Origin of the sequence: Corynebacterium gerontici (assembly GCF_003813985.1) — a bacterium.
GTDB lineage: Bacteria > Actinomycetota > Actinomycetes > Mycobacteriales > Mycobacteriaceae > Corynebacterium > Corynebacterium gerontici.
The window spans coordinates 1,638,298-1,655,804 of record NZ_CP033897.1; the positions used below are offsets into that span (position 1 = coordinate 1,638,298).

Here is a 17,507-nt window from a genome sequence, read left to right on the forward strand (position 1 = left end):
TATTGAAGGCGAATGAGCCGGCCTATAAGCCGGATTCTGTGCCCGAAATCGGGCGGCGATCATCCATCTAGGGCCGCAGTTGCCTGCGGCCTCAAGCAGCTACCCACGGACGTTGAGGCGAGCCGCCACAATCCGCGCAGGCACACGTGCCAGCAAATCCAATGCCGGATCTGTGTGCGCCCTCTTGCCTTGCCCCCGGTGGGGTTTACCTGGCCAGTTACGTCACCGCAACTGCCGGTGCGCTCTTACCGCACCCTTTCACCCTTACCAGCCTCAAGCTGGCGGTTTACTTTCTGCTGCACTTGCCCTCGGGTTGCCCCGGGTTGCTGTTAGCAACCACCGTGCTCTGTGGGGTCCGGACTTTCCTCGACCCTGCGCCAGCGCACTTAAAGTACCGTTGCGCAGAATCGCGATCGCCCAGCCGGCTCATTCGCGTCCCTTACTGTACACGCACACCTTGAAGGTAGGAGGTGTCGTTCACGAGTCGAACGCATGTGGGGCCGTCGGCATAGAACTCAGCGATGGAAAGCGAGGCCAAATCGAGGTGCATCTTGTGGAACATCGTCCCTGGTGCACCGAGCGCTTCACGAAGCACCGACTTGATCGGTGTGACGTGGCTGACCACCAGGATGGTGCCCGGCCCGAACGTTTCAGCAATGTGGGCGCGAGCCTTTTTCACCCTCCGGAACACTTGGGACAGTGATTCCCCGCCTGGCGGTGCAACGTTAGGGTCGCGCAGCCACTGTTCATGCAGCTCAGGGTCGGCTGCGCGCGCTTCGGCAAAGCTCAGGCCGTCCCAATCACCAAAGTCCATTTCCTGAAGGGCGTCGATGGTGTGCACGGTGAGTCCGAGGACATCGGCAACGGCCTTCGCCGTCTGCTGGCATCGCTCCAGCGGCGAGGCGACAATTGCGTCGATGCCTCCGCGCGCCCCGAGGTGTTGCGCTGCGGCTGCAGCTTGCTGCTGCCCGAGTTCGGTCAGCGGCGGGTTGCCTCTGCCGGAGTAGCGGCGTTGCGCGGACATGGCTGTTTGCCCGTGCCGTAGCAGGAGCAAGCGGGTAGCTTCGGTGGTCGCACCGTTCCACACCTTCGGATCCGATTGTTCCTTTGGTGCTGGCGGCTCTGATTTTTCCGCGTGGGCGTCGATAAGCCCAAAGCCTTCGAGGAATCCTGGTGCAGCACCACGGCCGAGGGCATCCATTGCTTTGTTGGCGAGTTCATCGGCGCGCGAATTGTCTTTGCGAGGCACCCACTGGTACTCCACCTGCTGCATTTCACGTTCGATGGTTTTGCATTGCATGGCGAGTTCGCGCATGTCAGGGTGCTTAATTTTCCAGCGCCCAGACATTTGTTCCACCACGAGCTTGGAGTCCATGCGCACGCTGATGTGCGTTGCCCGAAGTTGCTGCGCGGCTTTGAGTCCGTTGAGCAGCCCGTGGTATTCGGCGACATTGTTCGTGGACTTCCCCACCACATACGCGAGCCTGGCCAGCACCTTCGTGCGATCGGCGTTGAGCACGACAGTGCCTGCGCCGGCGGGGCCCGGGTTGCCGCGCGAACCGCCGTCGGCTTCAATCACCACGTGCAAACTCATGCGCGACCTCGGATTAGGTAGCTGCCGCATTCGCCGCATTCTGGAACCTCGGTGGCTGGTGCTTGGCGGATACGCGAGGCCTCGGCCACGGGCAACATGATGTGGCAGCCACCGCAGGAGCGCCCGTTGAACTTCGCTGCGCCGATGCCATTTTCGCTGCGTCGCTCTTCGTAGGCGGCGAGGATATCGGCGGGCAATTCGCCCTTAAGCTTTTCGACGCGCCCGCGCGCATCCTCCACGGTGGTATCTAGCGGCACGGCGTCTGCAGCTCGTTGCGCCTTTTCTACCTCTACTTCTAACTCACCGAGCTGCTGGCGATACAAATCGCGATTCGCACGCAGCGCGTGCACCTCGTTGTGCGCCTCCTGCATTTCGGAGGTGAGATTCTGCAGGCGCACTTGCGAAGAGTGCAGGTCGTGCTGCAGATCCTTACGCGTAGTCGGATCCGTGGCGGCGCCAAGTTGGCGGCGGTCATCGTCAAGACGGCGGCGAAGCTTGCGCTCGTCTTCTTGAATGCGACGGATCTCCAACTCCATATCGTCCACGGCTAATTGCGCCGAGGCTGAGGCATCGCGCGTACGTCCCAGCTTCTTGCGAAGCTTCGCTAATTCCTTCGCTTCTTCACTAGCCTCCGGCTGCAGCCCAACGTCACCATTGCGCTCCAACGTGGCAATTTCTAACAATTTTTCCTGAAGGGGGAGTTCGAGTTGCATGTGGTTGCTCCTAAGTTTTTCTAGCGTTGTGGGTGCTTGGAAAGAGTCCAAGGGTCGGTTCTGATGTGTAGCACTTTGGTGTCGATGTGGCGCAGTGATTGTTGCACGATTCGGGAGGCTTGTTCGGTCCAGGGGAATTCGCTGGCCCAGTGTGCGGTGTCGATGACGCAGATGTCGTGGGCTCGCAGCGTTTCGTCCACGGGGTGGTGGCGAAGGTCGGAGGTGAGGAAGACATCGACGCCGAGGTTGGCTGCGGTTTCGAGGAAGCTGTCGCCTGCCCCCGAGCTCACCGCGATGGTGTGCACCATGCGCTCGGGGTCACCGGCGGCGCGTACACCCCAGGTGGTTTCGGGAAGCTGATCGGCAATGAACTGCACGTAGTCTTCAAAGCGCATGGGGGTGTCCAGCTCACCGATGCGCCCGAGGCCGCAGGCTTCGTCAAGTGGTTGGCTGGCTTCCAGTGCGGTGATGTCAAACGCGGGTTCTTCGTAGGGGTGGGCGCTTCGGAGTGCTTCGAGGATGGCGCCTCGGCGGTGGCGTGGTGCCACGCATTCGATCCTGAGCTCTTGGAGCACTTCTCGCTTGCCTGCCTCACCGATGGTGGGGTTGGCGTGGCTGCCGGGCAGGAACTCGCCTTCGCCGCTGATGTTGAAGGCGCATTCGCTGTACTCACCGATGTGTCCGGCGCCAGCACCGAAGATGGCTTCCTTCAGGGTTTCTGCGTGTTGTGGGGGAACTTGCACGCCCCACTTGTCTAGTCCCTGCTGCTTGGGCGCGATTGGGCGCCCTGGGGTGATGCCGCACAATTCAGCCAATTTGTCATTGACGCCGGGGCGCGCCGAGTCCGCATTGGTGTGCGCCGCAAATAGGGCCACGCCTGCACGGATAAGCGTGTGGATCACTTTGCCTTTCGGCGTATTTGCAGCCACTGAGTTCACGCCGCGCAACAGCAGGGGGTGGTGAACCACGAGCATGTCTGCGCCTTGGTTCACGGCCTCTTGTGCCACTTCGAGCGTGCAGTCTAAGGCAAAGCAGACGGTGTTCACTGCCGCTTCTGGATCACCGCAGACCAGCCCCACTGCGTCCCAGGATTCCGCCAGGTGCGGTGGGTAGGCGGCTTCGAGCACCTCCACAACGTCGGCGACGGTTGCCGGTGCTCGGTGGTCGTGTGTGGATGATTCCAAGGTGCTCACAGCACTCCAATCTGGTGCAGGGTGTTCAAAAATTCGCGGACTTCGCGTTGGGGTCGTAACGCCAAACGCCAGTGGTTCAAGTCTAGTCCGGGGAACGTGTCGCAGCGTCGAACCGCAATGCCTCGGCGCAAGAGTTCCTGGCGTATCCGCTCCGGCTGCTCGAAGGGCGTGCGCATGAGCACGAAGGGCGCCACCGATCGGCTTGCTTGTGCAAAACCGGCGGCTTCCAAAAGGCCCAGCATCTCCCCTCGCTGCTGCTCCTGCGCCTCGCGGATTGCCGGTAGCGTCTGCACGCCATGCTCGAACACTGCGGCGGCGGCCGCCAGCGCCAGGGTATTGACGGGCCAGTGCGCGCGGGTTGCCCTCAATTGATCGAGCAACGCCGCCGGCCCTGCCACATAGCCCACTCGAAGACCAGCAATCGCCCATGTTTTGGTTAGGCTTCGCAGGCAGAGGACGTCGAAAAGCTGTGAAGGGATCAGCGAATGTTCCTCGCCCACCACGTCCAGAAATGCCTCATCAACCACCACCGTTCTGCCAGGGGCGCGCAGCGAACGCGGATCGTGGAGAACGCCCGTTGGATTGGTGGGGTTGCCGAGGATCGCCATGTCGCAATCGGGAAGAGAGCCAAGGTCCTCGAAAGGCGGGTGTAGGACGTGGTGTATCGCTTGGGAGCCGAAAATCGCGTCAGGCTCAGAAAACCCTGGGTGGATGATGCACGGGCGCACTGGCGCCAAATTCTTCAGCAATGCAAACGCCTCCGAAGCCCCGGACGTGAGCATGATCTGCTCCGAGGGCACACCATGGTACTCGGCGATCTGCGCCTCTACCTGCGAAACCTCCTCCGCATCGGGATAGTCCCGCAGCCGTCCCACCGCCTGCACAATCGCCTTCTGCAGCCACCGCGGCGTCTCATCGGCCACATTGACGGCAAAATCGAGGCGCGCACCTTTGGCGTCCAGGTCTCCGTGGATTCGAGGATCAAACACTGGGCTGAGTGTAGCTGCCCTAGGCAACAATGGGACACTAGTGGGCGTGTCTGTTTTGCTTATCGACGTCGACGGAACCATCGTCAACTCCTATCCAGGAATCCGGGCCAGCTTCATCCATGCCCTGGAAACCATCGGCTACCCAATCCCAAGCGAAGAACGCCTGCGCAAAGTACCCGGGCCGCAGATCTACGACACCCTGATCGACCTCGGCCTACCGCCCGAAGACGCCAAACACGGCCTTCAAGCTTTTCGGAAACACTATCGCCGGCACGGCTGGCACAACGCCGCCCTCTTCGAGGGGTGGCCCGAGCTGCTACGGACGCTGCGCGAGGAAGGGTTTACTTTGTGCACCGCCACCAGTAAAAACCAGGACCTCGCGGCGCAAACCCTCGAACACCTCGGCGTTGGCGACGCCTTCGACTTCATCGGCGGAGCCGACGTCGATGCTGGGCGCCAAGGCAAGGCAGCCGTGATCGACCACGTCCTGCGCACCCTCAACATCGATCCCACACAGCAACGAGCGCTCATGATCGGCGACCGCTCCCACGACACCGAAGGCGCAGCCGAATTCGATATCCCCACCATCCTCGTGCAATGGGGACATGGTGAGGAAGCAGAATGGAACGCCGCCTACGACTACGCTGGCGACATATCGACCTTGGAGGAAAAAATTCATGCCTTCTTCAAATAAATCGCTCGGGGTAGTGTTCGTCTGCACCGGCAACATCTGCCGCTCCCCCATGGGCGAAGTGATCCTGCGGGACGCCGTTGAACGCGAAGGGCTCGGCCAGCAAGTGCACGTGAGCTCCTGTGGAACCGGGGGATGGCACATAGGCCAGGGCGCCGACCGACGCGCTCTCAGCGCACTTCGCCACAAAGGCTTCGACGGCAGCGCCCACAAAGCCGCCCAAATCGGCGAAGAAGCCGAACACGCAGACCTCCTCATCGCCCTCGACCGCGGGCACCAACAGGCCCTGCTGAAACTCGGCTACGACCCGGAACGCATCCGCCTCCTACGCAGCTTCGACCCCCAAGCCGACACCGAAGACGTAGAAGACCCCTACTACGGCGACGCCAAAGACTTCGCCACCGCCCGCGACCAAATCCTCGACGCCACCCCAGGCATCATCCAATGGATCAAGGAGCACCTGCGTGAGCACTAAGAGCAAACGCAGCGGGTGGAAAGTCTTTCTCACACCAGGATGGGTCATCACCACCCTGCTCGTCATCGCCTTCTCCTACCTAGCGTTCACCGTGCTCTCGCCCTGGCAACTCGGCAAAGACCACGCCATCGTGGTGCAAAACGAACACGTCGACAAAGCCTTTGCCCAAGACCCGAGTAACTACACGGAAGTCTTCGACGAACACGGCGCCATCAAAGGCGACCGCGAATGGCAACGCGTCCGCATCACCGGGCAATACCTGCCCCAAAAAGAAGTGCTCCTACGCATGCGCCCCGTCGAATCCGGCCCCTCCTACCAATCCCTCGTGCCCTTCCACATCGATGGCGGACCAGTCGTACTTATCAACCGGGGCTTCGAGGCGACCGCCGCCGGGGAGGCTCCCAACATCCCCACCGCCCCTTCAGGAAAAGTGACGCTGGTGGCGCACGCCCGCAGCAATGAGAAAAAGCCAGACAAGGCTCCAATGCAAGCCGATGGTTACCAGCAGGTGTACGGGATCAACACGCAGCAAGTAGGCGAACTCACCGGTACCCAATTGGGTGAGGACTACCTGCAGATCTCAAGCGACGAGCCCGGCGCCCTCACGCCCATCCCAATTCCAAAACAAGACCGGGGCAACCACCTCTCCTACGGATTCCAGTGGATAGCCTTCGGCCTCATGGCACCACTTGGCTTGGGCTACTTCATTTTTTCTGAAGTAAGGGAACGCCGCCGCGTGCGCGAAGAAGAATCGGAAATGTCCGACCCCACCACAGACGCCCCCGAGACCCCGGCACCACAAGCGGCGCCGAGCAGATCCCGCTACGGCACGAAGCACCCCACTTCGGGCCAAAACCGCGGCTTTGATGCACGCCGCGATAATTTCTAGCTGCGTTTGCTACTTCCAGCCGGTCACGACAATCTTGCCGAGTTCGTGGCCGGCTTCCATGCGTTCGTGGCCCACGCGCAGCGTATCCACGCAGATGGGGCTGAGCTCCTCGGCGATGATGGGGCGGATCGTCCCATCTGTCCACAGGCGCGCCACCTCGTCGAGGATGGCGCCTTGGGTGGAGAGGTGAGCGTCGAAAAGCGATTTGGTGAACATCGATTCCCAATGCCACGTCAGGGATTTTGCTTTCAGCGGGGCGATCGAATCCGGGCCGACGTCAATGCCGACAATGTGCGCGAAAGGCTTGCATACCGCCGCCAGGGCGTGCTCTTGGCCGACGGAGTGAGCCGTGAATACCCAATCCACCCCTTCAGGAAATTCCTCAAGCAGAGCCGAAACCCAGTCCTCGCGGTGATTGACCACGGTTGCGGCGCCGAGCTCGCGGACGAGCGCCGCGCGACGATCGTCGGAAGCCGTCGCCACCACGTGCACTTGCGGGCATTTTGCTGCGAGTAGTTGCAACGCTGCCACGCCCACGCCGCCGGTGGCGCCCACCATCAGCAGGGTGCCGCGGGAGTCCTCGCCAAGCCCAAGCCTTTCAAAAAGGCTTTCCCACGCCGTCACGAACGTCAAGGGCAGCGCCGCGGCCTGCGCAAAATTATTAACGGCAATCGGGGCGGCCATGCGCTCGTCGATGGCGAAGAATTCGGCGTTCGTGCCCTGCCGCGCAAGAGTGCCAATCGCCATCGCCGCGTCGCCCGGCGAAAACCTGGTCACCTCCTCCCCCACGGCCTCCACCACACCAGCGGCGTCGTAACCAAGCACCCGGAAATCGCCCGGATCAGCATTCAAACGCTGCTTCGTGTCGATCGGATTCACCCCAACGGCCTCAACCCGGATCAAAACATCCCTGGGCCCACAATCAGGCTTTTTGACGTCCCCCGCCACCAAAGCCTCAGCGCTCGAAATAGGTAAGTTCTGCGTATATCCAACAGCCTTCATGCACCCGATCGTGCCACAAGTGCGCCCAGCGCGACGCTCACCCCAACCGCACACCACTGCGTCCGACGAATCAACCGCACTGCCGCCCGCACATCACCCGCCCGAGGTGCACGCCCCCGACCAAGCACCGGACGCTGCTCCACGCCGTGGGCATAGCGAGTGGCGCCACCCAGGCAGACACCGAGCGCCGCCGCAGCCGTCGCCTCCACCGGGCCGGCGTTTGGGCTTGGGTGCGCGGAAGCGTCTTCACGCCACGCGCGGATCGCCTCACGCCCCCTCCCTTCAGGAAAACTGGCGGCCACGAACAGGGCTGCGCAAAGGCGGGCGGGGATGAAGGCGAGGGCGTCGTCAAGCTTGGCGCAAGCCCACCCGAAGTTGCGGTAGCGCTCGTTGCGGTAGCCAACCATGGCGTCCAGCGTGTTGGCGCAGCGATGCAGCACCACCCACGGTGCGCCGAACGCGGACCAGAAGAGAGAGGCGACGGCGGCATCTGAGACGTTTTCGGCAAGCGATTCGACGGTGGCGCGGGCAATGCCATCGGCGTCAAGGCTGTGCGGATCGCGAGAGCACAACCACGGCACCCAAGCGCGAGCCGCCTCCACATCACCGCGCTCAAGGTCGTGGGCCACTTTCACGCCCGTGCGCTCCAACGTGGTGCCGCCCAACGCCACCGCCAAAGCAGCCGCATTGCTCAAGTGCGGAAAACGACGCCACACCCACCACGAAGCAGCCACCGGCGGCGCGACACTCAACGCACAGAACACCGCCCCGCGCGCACGGTCATCAGCCCATAAACGCTGCTCCAGCGCGCCCGCATACCTCCCGAACACCGCCACCGGATGCCACGCGCCACCAGGGTCCCCCACAGCACGATCCAACGCCACACCCGGCAACACATTCGCGCACGAAAAAAGCAGCCGGCGGAATACTGTGTTTCCAACCGACTGCCAATCCGACATGTGCGCCCTGACGGGCTCGAACCGCCGACCTGCTGGGTGTAAACCAGCTGCTCTCCCAGCTGAGCTAAAGGCGCAATCGCCATCCGCATCACTGCGGCGACTTGGAAAAGCGTAGCCCAAAAAACCCGAAACGCAAAACTACTGCTTCACACCGGCCTGTACCAGGCACGATCCCTGCCAATCACCCAGGCGCTCAGCCTTCGTCTGCACAAAACCAGTCTGCTGCGCCGCTTCAGAAATTTCACCGGGCTCCAGCGCACCAGGCTTACCCGTGCCGGGCGTCAGCAACCAGATGCGGCCGTTGTCAGCGAGGGAACGTTGGGCGTCGACAAGCCCATCACCGAGGTCCCCATCTTCAGCGCGCCACCACAGCAACACCATGTCGCACACCTCATCAGTGTCCTCTTCAAGAAGTTCGGCATCGATCGCATCCTCTATCGCTTCGCTTATCGACGAGTCCGCGTCCTCATCCCAACCCATTTCTTGAACCGTCAGCCCCTCACGAAGGCCGAGCAGCAGGGCAACATCTGCCCCAAAATTTGTCTCCTTGGAATCATTGACGTTCATCGCTAAAGAACAATACATGGTCAGGCGGGTTTTTACCGTCTTTCTCGCAAGAATCTTCCCAAAACCGCCCCTTCAGGAAACACGAAGTTCATTCAGCAACGTATTCTTGTGGCAAATGCGCGTCGACGGCCAACACCGTCGCCGCCCTTCAAGAAAAATCTCAACGGAGGTGTGGAATGGCTGATCCGAACAAGGAAAAGCACACAGAGGACACGAACTTTGCCCTCATTCGCGACGGAGTCGCCTCGTACCTGAACGACTCAGACCCTGAAGAAACCCGCGAGTGGCTCGAATCCCTCGATGGACTACTTGAAGAGTCCAACGGCGACCGCGCTCGCTTCCTCATGCTGCGCCTCCTCGAACGCGCATCCGCGAAGCGCGTTGCCTTGCCGGCATTGACCTCCACCGACTACGTCAACACCATTCCCACCACGATGGAACCGGACTTCCCCGGCGACGAGGAAATTGAAAAGCGCTACCGCCGCTGGATCCGCTGGAACGCCGCGATCATGGTGCACCGCGCACAGCGTCCCGAAATTGGCGTCGGCGGGCACATCTCCACCTATGCCGGCGCCGCCCCGCTGTACGAAGTTGGCTTCAACCACTTCTTCAGAGGAAAAGATCACCCAGGCGGCGGCGACCAAGTCTTCTTCCAGGGCCACGCCTCCCCAGGCATGTACGCCCGCGCCTTCATGGAAGGCCGACTTTCTGAAGATGACCTCGACGGGTTCCGCCAGGAAGTCTCCCGCGAACAAGGCGGCCTTCCCTCCTACCCGCACCCGAAGGGCATGCCCGAGTTCTGGGAATTCCCCACCGTGTCGATGGGCCTTGGCCCCATGGATGCCATCTACCAGGCACGCTTCAACCGCTACCTGCATAACCGTGGAATCAAGGACACCTCCGACCAGCACGTCTGGGCGTTCCTCGGCGACGGCGAGATGGACGAACCAGAATCTCGTGGCCTCATCCAGATGGCTGCGCTGAACAATCTGGACAACCTAACCTTCGTCATCAACTGCAACCTGCAGCGTCTCGACGGCCCCGTCCGCGGCAACACCAAGATCATCCAGGAACTCGAATCCTTCTTCCGCGGCGCCGGCTGGTCCGTCATCAAGGTCATCTGGGGACGCGAATGGGACAAGCTCTTTGAAGCAGACAAAGAAGGCGCCCTCGTCGACCTGATGAACAACACCAAGGACGGCGACTTCCAAACCTTCAAAGCCAACGACGGCGCCTACGTCCGCGAACACTTCTTCGGCCGCGACCCACGCACCGCAAAACTCGTCGAAGACATGACCGACGAGGAAATCTGGAACCTACGCCGCGGCGGCCACGACTACCGCAAGATCTACGCCGCATACCAACGCGCCCTCGAAACCAAGGATCGACCAACCGTCATCCTCGCCCACACCATCAAAGGCTACGGACTCGGCCACAACTTCGAAGGTCGCAACGCCACCCACCAGATGAAGAAGCTCACCCTAGACGACCTGAAGCTCTTCAGGGACAAGCAGGGCGTGCCGATCACCGACGAGCAGCTGGAAGAAAACCCCTACCTGCCGCCGTACTACCACCCCGGCAAGGACTCCCCCGAAATCAAGTACCTTCAGGAAAAGCGCAAGGATCTCGGCGGATACCTACCGGAGCGACGCACCACCTACAAGCCTCTTGAAGTACCGCCATTGGATAAGCTACGCAGTATCCGCAAAGGCTCTGGCAAGCAGCAGGTAGCTACGACGATGGCCGTCGTCCGCACCTTCAAGGAATTGATGCGCGACAAGGAGCTCGGCAAGCGAATCGTGCCGATCATCCCGGACGAAGCTCGTACCTTCGGTATGGATTCCTGGTTCCCCACCATGGGTATCTATAACCCGCACGGCCAGAACTACGTGCCGGTGGATCATGACCTCATGTTGTCCTACCGCGAGTCCAAGGATGGCCAAATCCTGCATGAAGGTATCAACGAGGCAGGCTCGACGGCTTCCTTCATTGCTGCTGGCACGTCGTACGCCACGCACGGCGAGGCGATGATTCCCCTGTACATCTTCTATTCGATGTTCGGTTTCCAGCGCACCGGTGACTCCTTCTGGGCTGCAGGCGACCAAATGACTCGAGGCTTCATCCTCGGCGCTACCGCCGGCCGCACCACCCTGACTGGTGAAGGTCTTCAGCACATGGATGGGCACTCACAAATCCTGGCTTCTACGAACCCCGCTGTGGTTTCGTACGATCCCGCTTTTGCCTACGAGCTGGCGCACCTCATCCACGAGGGCATCGACCGCATGTACGGTCCCGACCGTGGTGAGAACGTGATGTACTACCTCACTATCTACAACGAGCCCGTGCACCAGCCCGCCGAGCCGGAAAACCTCGATGTTGACGGCCTCCACAAGGGTATCTACCTCTATGAAAAGGCTGAGGGCAACCGCAAACACGAAGTTTCCCTTCTGGCTTCGGGCATCGGAATGCAGCAGGCGCTCAAGGCTAAGGAGCTACTGGCAGAATTCGACGTCGATGCCAACATCTTCTCGGTCACCTCTTGGGTCGAGCTGGCTCGCGAAGGCCGCGAAAAGGAGCACGAGGCTCTGCGTCACGGCGAATCTCCTGAAGAGGCGTTTGCTACGAAGCAGCTCAGGCAGGCCTCCGGCCCATACATTGCAGTTTCGGACTTCGCTACGGATCTTCAGGAGCAGATTCGTCGGTTTGTGCCTGGCCACTACACCTCCTTGGGTGCGGATGGCTTCGGTTTCTCCGATACTCGCCCGGCGGCTCGTCGTTACTTCAACATTGACGCCGAGTCGGTGACGGTGGCAGCGCTGAACGCTCTGGTTCTTGAAGGGGAGATTGATCGCGAGGTCGCTGAGCAGGCGGCTGCGAAGTTCAACCTCACTGACCCAACCAAGGCTTAGCCCTGCGCTTCTGGCCCGCTCGGATGTGTTCCGGGCGGGCTGTTCGCGTTTTGTAGGTCGCTTAGTCGGGTGGTGGTTCTTCGGGTTTGTAGAGGTTGTTGGTGTGAAGCTCGTGGTTGAGGACCCAGTTTCGGCCGTTGTATTGGGCGAGGGGAAATTGGTGGTATCGGCGGCTGCGGTGTTCGTCGACAAGCTGACGGCAGGCCTGGCCGGTGACGGGGTCGCGGGTGAGGTGCCCGTAGCGTTGGAGTTCGCGGTCGTCGTCGTTGCGGGCGTGGTGGGGTCGGCAGGCGATGACCATGTTGTCGACGTTGGTGTGCCCACCGTTTTTCCACGCTTCGATGTGGTGTGCTTCGCTGGTAATGGCGGTGTGGGTGCATTCGGGGTCGGCGCAGATGAGTTGGTCGATGACCATCATCATGCGTTGTTTGTCGTTGGCTGTGCGACGGGTGCGCCAGAGGTCGACGTGCTGCATCTTCCCTTCAAGATCTGGGGCCCACATGGTGGCGTAGCCGAACTCGGAGAGCAGCGAATCCATGTGTTCGCGCGCGGGCACGATCGCACCGTCACTGGTGGCCAGCAGCCCGTTGCCCATGTAGGTGCACCCATCCGAAGGCACCAGCAGCACCGGCTCCCGAAACACTTTACTTTTCGACGCCCCCGTTCCTCCCAACACCCGGGCAACCAATGCGTCCGCCATCGCTTGTTGGCGCGACAACTTCGGATCCCCCTTCTGGAATTCTCGGGCGGTCTGATCGAGGGCGTTTGCGAGGGCCATTGCGTCGGAATCGGTGAGCCGGGCGAGCATGAAGCGCATGCCGTTGGTGTCCGGATTGCCAGAGATCCGCAGCCACCGTTGGTCGTGTGCGGTTCGGGGGTGGCGTTCGTTAATTTCTTGAAGGCGGAGTTTGGCGTGGGCTTCGACTTCTTCGAAGGATTTGCTGACGGCGTACTCGAAAAGTTCGCGGCGCAGTGGTTCACGGGCGGCGTGGTCGTTGACGCGGTTGACGGTTTTGTTCATGGTGATGAGCGTGTCGATGCTCATCCGGGCGTCGCGGGCGATTTGGGCACAGTGGCGTCGATTAGCTAATTGCTCGCCTTCGCCTTCGAAGAGGTCGCGGGCGACGCGGTGGATTTGGCCGATGCGGCGCGCGGGCAACCCGTAGTCCTGGCCGATGTTTTTGCGCGATTCGCGGTTGTTGACGCGCTCGTAGACGAGATCCACTAGCGGCATGCCAGCGGTGGCGAGGTAGCGAAGCGCGCTTTCGAGATTCATGCTTCGCAGGCTAGGCCGCGGCGGTGGGCGACGGAAGCCTGCCAATCTCGGGCTGTGGATGCTGTGGGTGGAGTGACGCAAGTGCGCCGGGTTTCCACAGGCAGGATTTTATTTCGCTAAAGCTTGCCGACGCTACCAAGCCGACGTATCTGGGTGCTCGACGAGGTTGAGGGCATGATCGAGCGCCTTGTTGATCACCCACGGCTGCTCAAGGATGATCATATGCCCGGCGTCGGGAATTTCCTGAAGGGAGGAAGAGGGCCACATGTCGATGATGCGCTGCGCTTGGCTCAGCGGCGTCACGAGATCCTTCTCCCCCACGATTACTGCGCCGGGGATGTCTTGAAGTGGGTGTTGGGCGCAGGTTTCGTTGTGTTGTTGGAGATCGTCGAGGAATCCCACGAGGGTGTTGAGTGGGGTGTCGTTGATCATGTGGGCGTGGAAGTTGATGATGCTGTCGGGGGTGGGGTGGACGAAGACGGTGGTGGCGAGGGTGGGGGCGATGAGTGCGGCGATGTCTTCGCGGAATTGTTGGACTTGTTTGGGGGCGAGTTCGACGGCGTTTCGAATATTGTCGACGATGGGTAGCGCGAGGACTTGGGGGAATCCTTGGCTGGCGAAGGATTCAACGGCGGTGGCGACGAGGATGCAGGCCCGGGTGTTGTGCCGAATTTTCTTGAAGCGGCGGAGGAGGTTGAGGGCGACCATGCCGCCGAGGCTGTGCCCGATGACGACGGTGTCGCCGTTGATGCCGAGGTGATTGTAAACAAGGGCGACGTCGTCGGCGGCGCCGTCGATGGTGCAGTCTTCGATGGGGTATTCGCCGGTTTCGCCGTGTCCTCGGAGGTCGATGAGGACGTGGCGGGCGCGGTCGCCGATGTGGGCGACTTGGAGGTGCCAAGATTTGGCGGCGAGGGTGAAGCCGTGGATGTAGACGATGGTGACGTCGGCGTCTTCTGGCCCGTCGAGGTAGTAGTGCACGCCGTCGATGGTGCGGTGTTCCTTGAAGAAGTTGTTGCGGCGGATTGGGTTGCGTTGCGCGCTTTGCAGCGCTTGCTTGCGTCGCTTGGAGATCTTCGAGGAGGCCGTGAACATGCCAAAAATACTAGTCGTGCGTATCCTTTGAGCTGTATTTGGCCAGAAAGGTTATCCATTGTCCTCCCTTCAAGAACAACTCGCCGCACTTACGCAGTCGCAGGAGGATTCCGGCGATCCCAGCACGTTGCAGCGCATAGCCAAGCTTGTCGACGCCCCCGATGCCGCCGCCGAGGCGCGACTTTCAGACTTGGGCGTGGATTCGCTCGGGCTGATTGCGTTGGTGGTTCGTCTGGAGCAGGAGTTCGGTGTGCGGGCGTCTGCGGAGCAGGCGCTGGCGTGGGAGACGTTGGAGATGGTGACGGTGGACGTCGAAAAGCTAAAGGAGCAGCAGTGATTTCTTATCTGACCGACATGGATGGTGTCCTCATCAAAGAGGGCGAGATGATTCCGGGCGCCGACAAATTCCTGAAGGGGCTGAAGGATCATGACATCAATTTCATGGTGCTGACGAACAACTCGATCCACACCCAACGCGACTTGTCGGCGCGGCTGCATCGCACGGGTTTGGATATTCCCCCGGAGCGGATTTGGACGTCGGCGAAGGCGACGGTGGACTTTCTAACGAAGCAGGGCAAGCAAGGCACCGCGTATGTGGTGGGCGAGCCCGGTTTGACCACTGAGCTGCATCGTGAGGGCTGGGTGCTCACGGATTCGAACCCTGATTTTGTGGTGTTGGGCGAAACGCGCACCTATTCCTTCGAGGCGATCACCACTGCAATCAATTTAATTCTTGAAGGGGCGAGGTTCATTGGGACGAACCCGGACGTCACCGGCCCCGCCCCGCAGGGTGTCCTCCCGGCGACGGGTTCGGTGGCGGCGCTGATCACGGCGGCGACGGGCCAGAAGCCGTATTACGTGGGCAAGCCGAATCCGGTGATGATGCGTTCGGCTCTGAATACGATTGGGGCGCATTCGGAACAGACGGTGATGATTGGCGACCGCATGGATACTGATGTGCGCTGCGGTTTGGAGGCTGGCATGCGCACGGTGTTGGTGCGTTCGGGCATCTCTGATGAGCGGGAGATAGCAAAGTATCCGTTTAGGCCGACGCGTGTGGTCGATTCGGTGGCGGATTTGGCGGAGACCATTCTGGATCCCTTCGGCGACGGCGCCTACGCCTAGGTGCGCACGCGTTCCAGGGTGAAGGTGGCGCCGATGGTGCGTAGGCCTGCTTCGAGCGCGGCGAACTCCCCTTCAAGGCCGTTGAGGGGTTGTCGGCAGCGCACGAGCCGGTGACCTGCGCGTTCCCAGCGGGTGCACCAGGTGATGTCGAGCGGATCGGTGCCGGGTAGCGCGGCCATGGGTTCGCTTTTGAGCGTGGCATCGAGTTGCTTTTCGACGTCCGCGCGCAGATAAGTTGGCAGGTCGTCGATGTGCAGGATGGCGACCTGTTGTTGGGTGTTGGGCACGGTTGCTGTTTGCTCCAAAGGTTGCTCGGCTCGCCACGTGAGCGCGGTGGTGATATGTGCTTGCGTGGCGAGAAGACGAGAGTTCGCCTTCCCCAACGATCACTCGTGCACCTTGGATGTGCACGACGATTCTCACGCACCTCCAACCACAACAACAACCCTCAACACACACTTCACACCCCCATTCGCTCAAGTTCGAGTAGAACTCGAAGCCTAGAGTTCACGCCATAGCGCGGCGTTGGTCTCCGCCCAAAGCGGCTTTGCCCAAGCGCCGAAGGGCTTATCGCTGAGCATCACCGTCGCCACACCCTGCTCTGGCACCAGCCACAAGAACGTACCCGATTGCCCGAAGTGCCCCACGGTGCTCGCTGGCATGTTCTCGCCAGTCCAGTGCGGCTGCTTCTCTCCTTTGATCTCAAAGCCCAAACCCCAAGGGCAAGGCTTCTGCATTCCATAGCCCGGCACTACGCCGTCCAAATCGGGGAACTGGACGCTGAAAGCCTCAGCCAAGGTGTCAGGGTGCAACAGGGTTGGATCCAAGAGCTCACGGGCAAACGCTGCGAGGTCATCCACGGTCGAGCGTGCCTCGTGGCCAGGCGAACCCCAAAGTTCAGTATCTTTCATGCCCAGCGGCTCGCACACCGCCTCGTGGAAATAGTCCGCGAAACGGATGCCACTGAGTCGCTCCAGCTCGCTGGCAAGCAATTCAAAACCGTAAGAGGAATAGATGCGGCGCTGTTCGGGCTCCTTGGTGGCATCGCCTTCCTTGAAGCCCACACCGGAGGCATGTGCCAGCAAGTGCCGCACCGTCGCAGGGCCGCAGGGCGTATCAAGCTCAAAGACTTCCTCCTCACAGGCGATCAAGAAGCCATAGGCGGCAAGTAGCTTGGTCACACTGGCGAGCTCGAACACTCGCTTTGTATCACCAAGCGTCTCGCTCCGATCCCCCGCGATGAGCGCAGCGGCGACGTTGGGGGCAGGGAAATCGACAAATGGGGCAAGCAGACTCATGCCCTTCATCCTAGGAATCTTCGCGCCCCTTGCGGAATCCCTTGCGCTCCGATCGCCGAATCAGCGCATTGAGCTGCTTGGGTGTCATAGAAATCTTTGAAATTTCTGAAGGGCGGAATAAGATCCACTGCTTCCAATACGCGACAATTGCCAACGCAGCCCCCATGCTCGCCGCCACGATCATTCCGAGGGTGTAGAGGTCGTATTGGGCGAAGCCCACCATCGTCACGGCGGACACGAGCGCTGGTACGGCGTAGAGCGGCCCGCCCCCGAAGATGCCCGGCACCTGACCGGTCACCACATCGCGGATCATGCCACCGCCTACGGCTGTGAGCACGCCGAGCAGCACCGCTGAGGTCAGCGGCATGGAAAAGGTCATGGCTTTCACCGCGCCCGTTACGGCCCACACGCCGAGGATCACTGCGTCGCCGTGCACTTTAAACAGTTCCCATCGTCTGCCCTCAAAGTGGAAGATGAGCGCCAGGAGCGCGCCGACGATGGCGAGCAGCAAATAGTTGGAGTTCGCGATGGCGGCTGCGGTGCCACGCTGCATGAGGACGTCGCGAAGCATGCCTCCGCCGAGGGCAGAAAAGAGGGCGAGGAAGATGAACCCCACGAGGTCATAGTCACGCTGGCGGGCAATGGTGCCACCGATGATGCCATTGAGCACCACGCCGATGAGGTCGAGCGTCTGGTACATCGTGAGCACGTGGGGATCAACATTGTGCATTT

General features: G+C 61.1%; 18 protein-coding genes, 1 tRNA gene and 1 other RNA gene. 6 read left to right on the top strand and 14 right to left on the bottom strand.

Annotation, left to right across the window (positions count from 1 at the left end):
- Positions 1 to 9: 9 nt before the first annotated feature.
- From rnpB to CGERO_RS07625, 5 genes are all read right to left on the bottom strand, one after another.
- Positions 10 to 429, bottom strand: an RNA gene (gene rnpB, locus CGERO_RS07605) — RNase P RNA component class A.
- Between the two features lie 10 nt (positions 430 to 439).
- Positions 440 to 1,588, bottom strand: a complete 1,149-nt coding sequence (locus CGERO_RS07610; RefSeq protein WP_123936048.1) for a bifunctional RNase H/acid phosphatase — start codon at positions 1,586 to 1,588, stop codon at positions 440 to 442.
- Positions 1,589 to 1,590: 2 nt separating this feature from the next.
- Complete coding sequence (locus tag CGERO_RS07615) at positions 1,591 to 2,307, bottom strand: zinc ribbon domain-containing protein (protein ID WP_123934751.1); 717 nt, start codon at positions 2,305 to 2,307, stop codon at positions 1,591 to 1,593.
- 20 nt (positions 2,308 to 2,327) lie between these two features.
- Positions 2,328 to 3,491, bottom strand: a complete 1,164-nt coding sequence (locus tag CGERO_RS07620; RefSeq protein ID WP_123936050.1) for a Nif3-like dinuclear metal center hexameric protein — start codon at positions 3,489 to 3,491, stop codon at positions 2,328 to 2,330.
- A 5-nt stretch (positions 3,492 to 3,496) separates the two neighbouring features.
- Positions 3,497 to 4,489 carry an aminotransferase class I/II-fold pyridoxal phosphate-dependent enzyme gene (locus CGERO_RS07625; protein WP_206423891.1) on the bottom strand — a complete coding sequence of 331 codons (993 nt, stop codon included), beginning with the start codon at positions 4,487 to 4,489 and terminating at the stop codon, positions 3,497 to 3,499.
- A 46-nt stretch (positions 4,490 to 4,535) separates the two neighbouring features.
- On the opposite strand from CGERO_RS07625, the gene CGERO_RS07630 reads away from it, so the two are divergent.
- From CGERO_RS07630 to CGERO_RS07640, 3 genes are read left to right on the top strand one after another with little or no spacing between them, the layout of a single operon-like run.
- Complete coding sequence (locus CGERO_RS07630) at positions 4,536 to 5,183, top strand: HAD hydrolase-like protein (protein ID WP_123934755.1); 648 nt, start codon at positions 4,536 to 4,538, stop codon at positions 5,181 to 5,183.
- Positions 5,167 to 5,655 (top strand): low molecular weight protein-tyrosine-phosphatase, encoded by a 489-nt coding sequence (locus CGERO_RS07635; RefSeq protein WP_123934757.1) that lies wholly within the window; start codon positions 5,167 to 5,169, stop codon positions 5,653 to 5,655. The genes CGERO_RS07630 and CGERO_RS07635 overlap by 17 nt, the downstream gene beginning before the upstream one ends.
- Positions 5,645 to 6,544, top strand: a complete 900-nt coding sequence (locus CGERO_RS07640) for an SURF1 family cytochrome oxidase biogenesis protein (protein ID WP_123934759.1) — start codon at positions 5,645 to 5,647, stop codon at positions 6,542 to 6,544. The genes CGERO_RS07635 and CGERO_RS07640 overlap by 11 nt, the downstream gene beginning before the upstream one ends.
- 9 nt (positions 6,545 to 6,553) lie before the next feature.
- On the opposite strand, the gene CGERO_RS07645 is transcribed toward CGERO_RS07640, so the two are convergent.
- From CGERO_RS07645 to CGERO_RS07660, 4 genes are all read right to left on the bottom strand, one after another.
- On the bottom strand, positions 6,554 to 7,546 hold the full coding sequence (locus tag CGERO_RS07645) for a zinc-binding alcohol dehydrogenase family protein (RefSeq protein WP_123934761.1): 993 nt from the start codon (positions 7,544 to 7,546) through the stop codon (positions 6,554 to 6,556).
- Entirely contained in the window at positions 7,543 to 8,505 is a 963-nt protein-coding gene (cbiB, locus tag CGERO_RS07650) for an adenosylcobinamide-phosphate synthase CbiB (RefSeq protein WP_123934763.1), read from the bottom strand. The genes CGERO_RS07645 and cbiB overlap by 4 nt, the downstream gene beginning before the upstream one ends.
- A gap of 1 nt (position 8,506) precedes the next feature.
- A tRNA-Val gene (locus CGERO_RS07655) sits at positions 8,507 to 8,579 on the bottom strand.
- 64 nt (positions 8,580 to 8,643) lie between these two features.
- Entirely contained in the window at positions 8,644 to 9,072 is a 429-nt protein-coding gene (locus CGERO_RS07660; RefSeq protein ID WP_123936053.1) for a DUF3052 domain-containing protein, read from the bottom strand.
- A gap of 176 nt (positions 9,073 to 9,248) precedes the next feature.
- On the opposite strand from CGERO_RS07660, the gene aceE reads away from it, so the two are divergent.
- Entirely contained in the window at positions 9,249 to 11,981 is a 2,733-nt protein-coding gene (aceE, locus tag CGERO_RS07665; protein ID WP_123934765.1) for a pyruvate dehydrogenase (acetyl-transferring), homodimeric type, read from the top strand.
- Positions 11,982 to 12,042: 61 nt separating this feature from the next.
- On the opposite strand, the gene CGERO_RS07670 is transcribed toward aceE, so the two are convergent.
- Together CGERO_RS07670 and CGERO_RS07675 are read right to left on the bottom strand one after the other, a co-directional pair.
- Positions 12,043 to 13,257: an HNH endonuclease signature motif containing protein gene (locus CGERO_RS07670; RefSeq protein WP_123934767.1), complete on the bottom strand. Its 1,215-nt coding sequence runs from the start codon at positions 13,255 to 13,257 to the stop codon at positions 12,043 to 12,045.
- Positions 13,258 to 13,389: 132 nt separating this feature from the next.
- Positions 13,390 to 14,352 carry an alpha/beta fold hydrolase gene (locus tag CGERO_RS07675; RefSeq protein WP_123934769.1) on the bottom strand — a complete coding sequence of 321 codons (963 nt, stop codon included), beginning with the start codon at positions 14,350 to 14,352 and terminating at the stop codon, positions 13,390 to 13,392.
- A gap of 58 nt (positions 14,353 to 14,410) precedes the next feature.
- Between CGERO_RS07675 and CGERO_RS07680 the strand changes: the two genes are divergently transcribed.
- Complete coding sequence (locus tag CGERO_RS07680; RefSeq protein WP_123934771.1) at positions 14,411 to 14,689, top strand: acyl carrier protein; 279 nt, start codon at positions 14,411 to 14,413, stop codon at positions 14,687 to 14,689.
- A gap of 17 nt (positions 14,690 to 14,706) precedes the next feature.
- Positions 14,707 to 15,477 (top strand): HAD-IIA family hydrolase, encoded by a 771-nt coding sequence (locus tag CGERO_RS07685; RefSeq protein ID WP_123936055.1) that lies wholly within the window; start codon positions 14,707 to 14,709, stop codon positions 15,475 to 15,477.
- On the opposite strand, the gene CGERO_RS07690 is transcribed toward CGERO_RS07685, so the two are convergent.
- The 3 genes from CGERO_RS07690 to CGERO_RS07700 all read right to left on the bottom strand — a co-directional run bounded on the left by CGERO_RS07690 (position 15,474) and on the right by CGERO_RS07700 (position 17,505).
- Positions 15,474 to 15,860 (bottom strand): hypothetical protein, encoded by a 387-nt coding sequence (locus tag CGERO_RS07690; RefSeq protein ID WP_123934773.1) that lies wholly within the window; start codon positions 15,858 to 15,860, stop codon positions 15,474 to 15,476. The genes CGERO_RS07685 and CGERO_RS07690 overlap by 4 nt on opposite strands.
- A 117-nt stretch (positions 15,861 to 15,977) precedes the next feature.
- Entirely contained in the window at positions 15,978 to 16,775 is a 798-nt protein-coding gene (locus CGERO_RS07695; RefSeq protein ID WP_123934775.1) for a serine hydrolase domain-containing protein, read from the bottom strand.
- A 10-nt stretch (positions 16,776 to 16,785) separates the two neighbouring features.
- Positions 16,786 to 17,505 (bottom strand): trimeric intracellular cation channel family protein, encoded by a 720-nt coding sequence (locus CGERO_RS07700; RefSeq protein ID WP_123934777.1) that lies wholly within the window; start codon positions 17,503 to 17,505, stop codon positions 16,786 to 16,788.
- Between the last annotated feature and the right edge of the window lie 2 nt (positions 17,506 to 17,507).

Excerpts from the sequence above, each read along its gene's own strand:
- CGERO_RS07685 (WP_123936055.1), top strand. The coding sequence starts at position 14,707 with ATGGATGGTGTCCTCATCAAAGAGGGCGAGATGATTCCGGGCGCCGAC.
- CGERO_RS07645 (WP_123934761.1), bottom strand. The coding sequence starts at position 7,546 with ATGAAGGCTGTTGGATATACGCAGAACTTACCTATTTCGAGCGCTGAG.
- CGERO_RS07675 (WP_123934769.1), bottom strand. The coding sequence starts at position 14,352 with ATGTTCACGGCCTCCTCGAAGATCTCCAAGCGACGCAAGCAAGCGCTG.
- CGERO_RS07670 (WP_123934767.1), bottom strand. The coding sequence starts at position 13,257 with ATGAATCTCGAAAGCGCGCTTCGCTACCTCGCCACCGCTGGCATGCCG.
- CGERO_RS07615 (WP_123934751.1), bottom strand. The coding sequence starts at position 2,307 with ATGCAACTCGAACTCCCCCTTCAGGAAAAATTGTTAGAAATTGCCACG.
- CGERO_RS07700 (WP_123934777.1), bottom strand. The coding sequence starts at position 17,505 with ATGCACAATGTTGATCCCCACGTGCTCACGATGTACCAGACGCTCGAC.
- CGERO_RS07660 (WP_123936053.1), bottom strand. The coding sequence starts at position 9,072 with ATGAACGTCAATGATTCCAAGGAGACAAATTTTGGGGCAGATGTTGCC.
- cbiB (WP_123934763.1), bottom strand. The coding sequence starts at position 8,505 with ATGTCGGATTGGCAGTCGGTTGGAAACACAGTATTCCGCCGGCTGCTT.
- CGERO_RS07695 (WP_123934775.1), bottom strand. The coding sequence starts at position 16,775 with ATGAGTCTGCTTGCCCCATTTGTCGATTTCCCTGCCCCCAACGTCGCC.
- CGERO_RS07635 (WP_123934757.1), top strand. The coding sequence starts at position 5,167 with ATGCCTTCTTCAAATAAATCGCTCGGGGTAGTGTTCGTCTGCACCGGC.
- aceE (WP_123934765.1), top strand. The coding sequence starts at position 9,249 with ATGGCTGATCCGAACAAGGAAAAGCACACAGAGGACACGAACTTTGCC.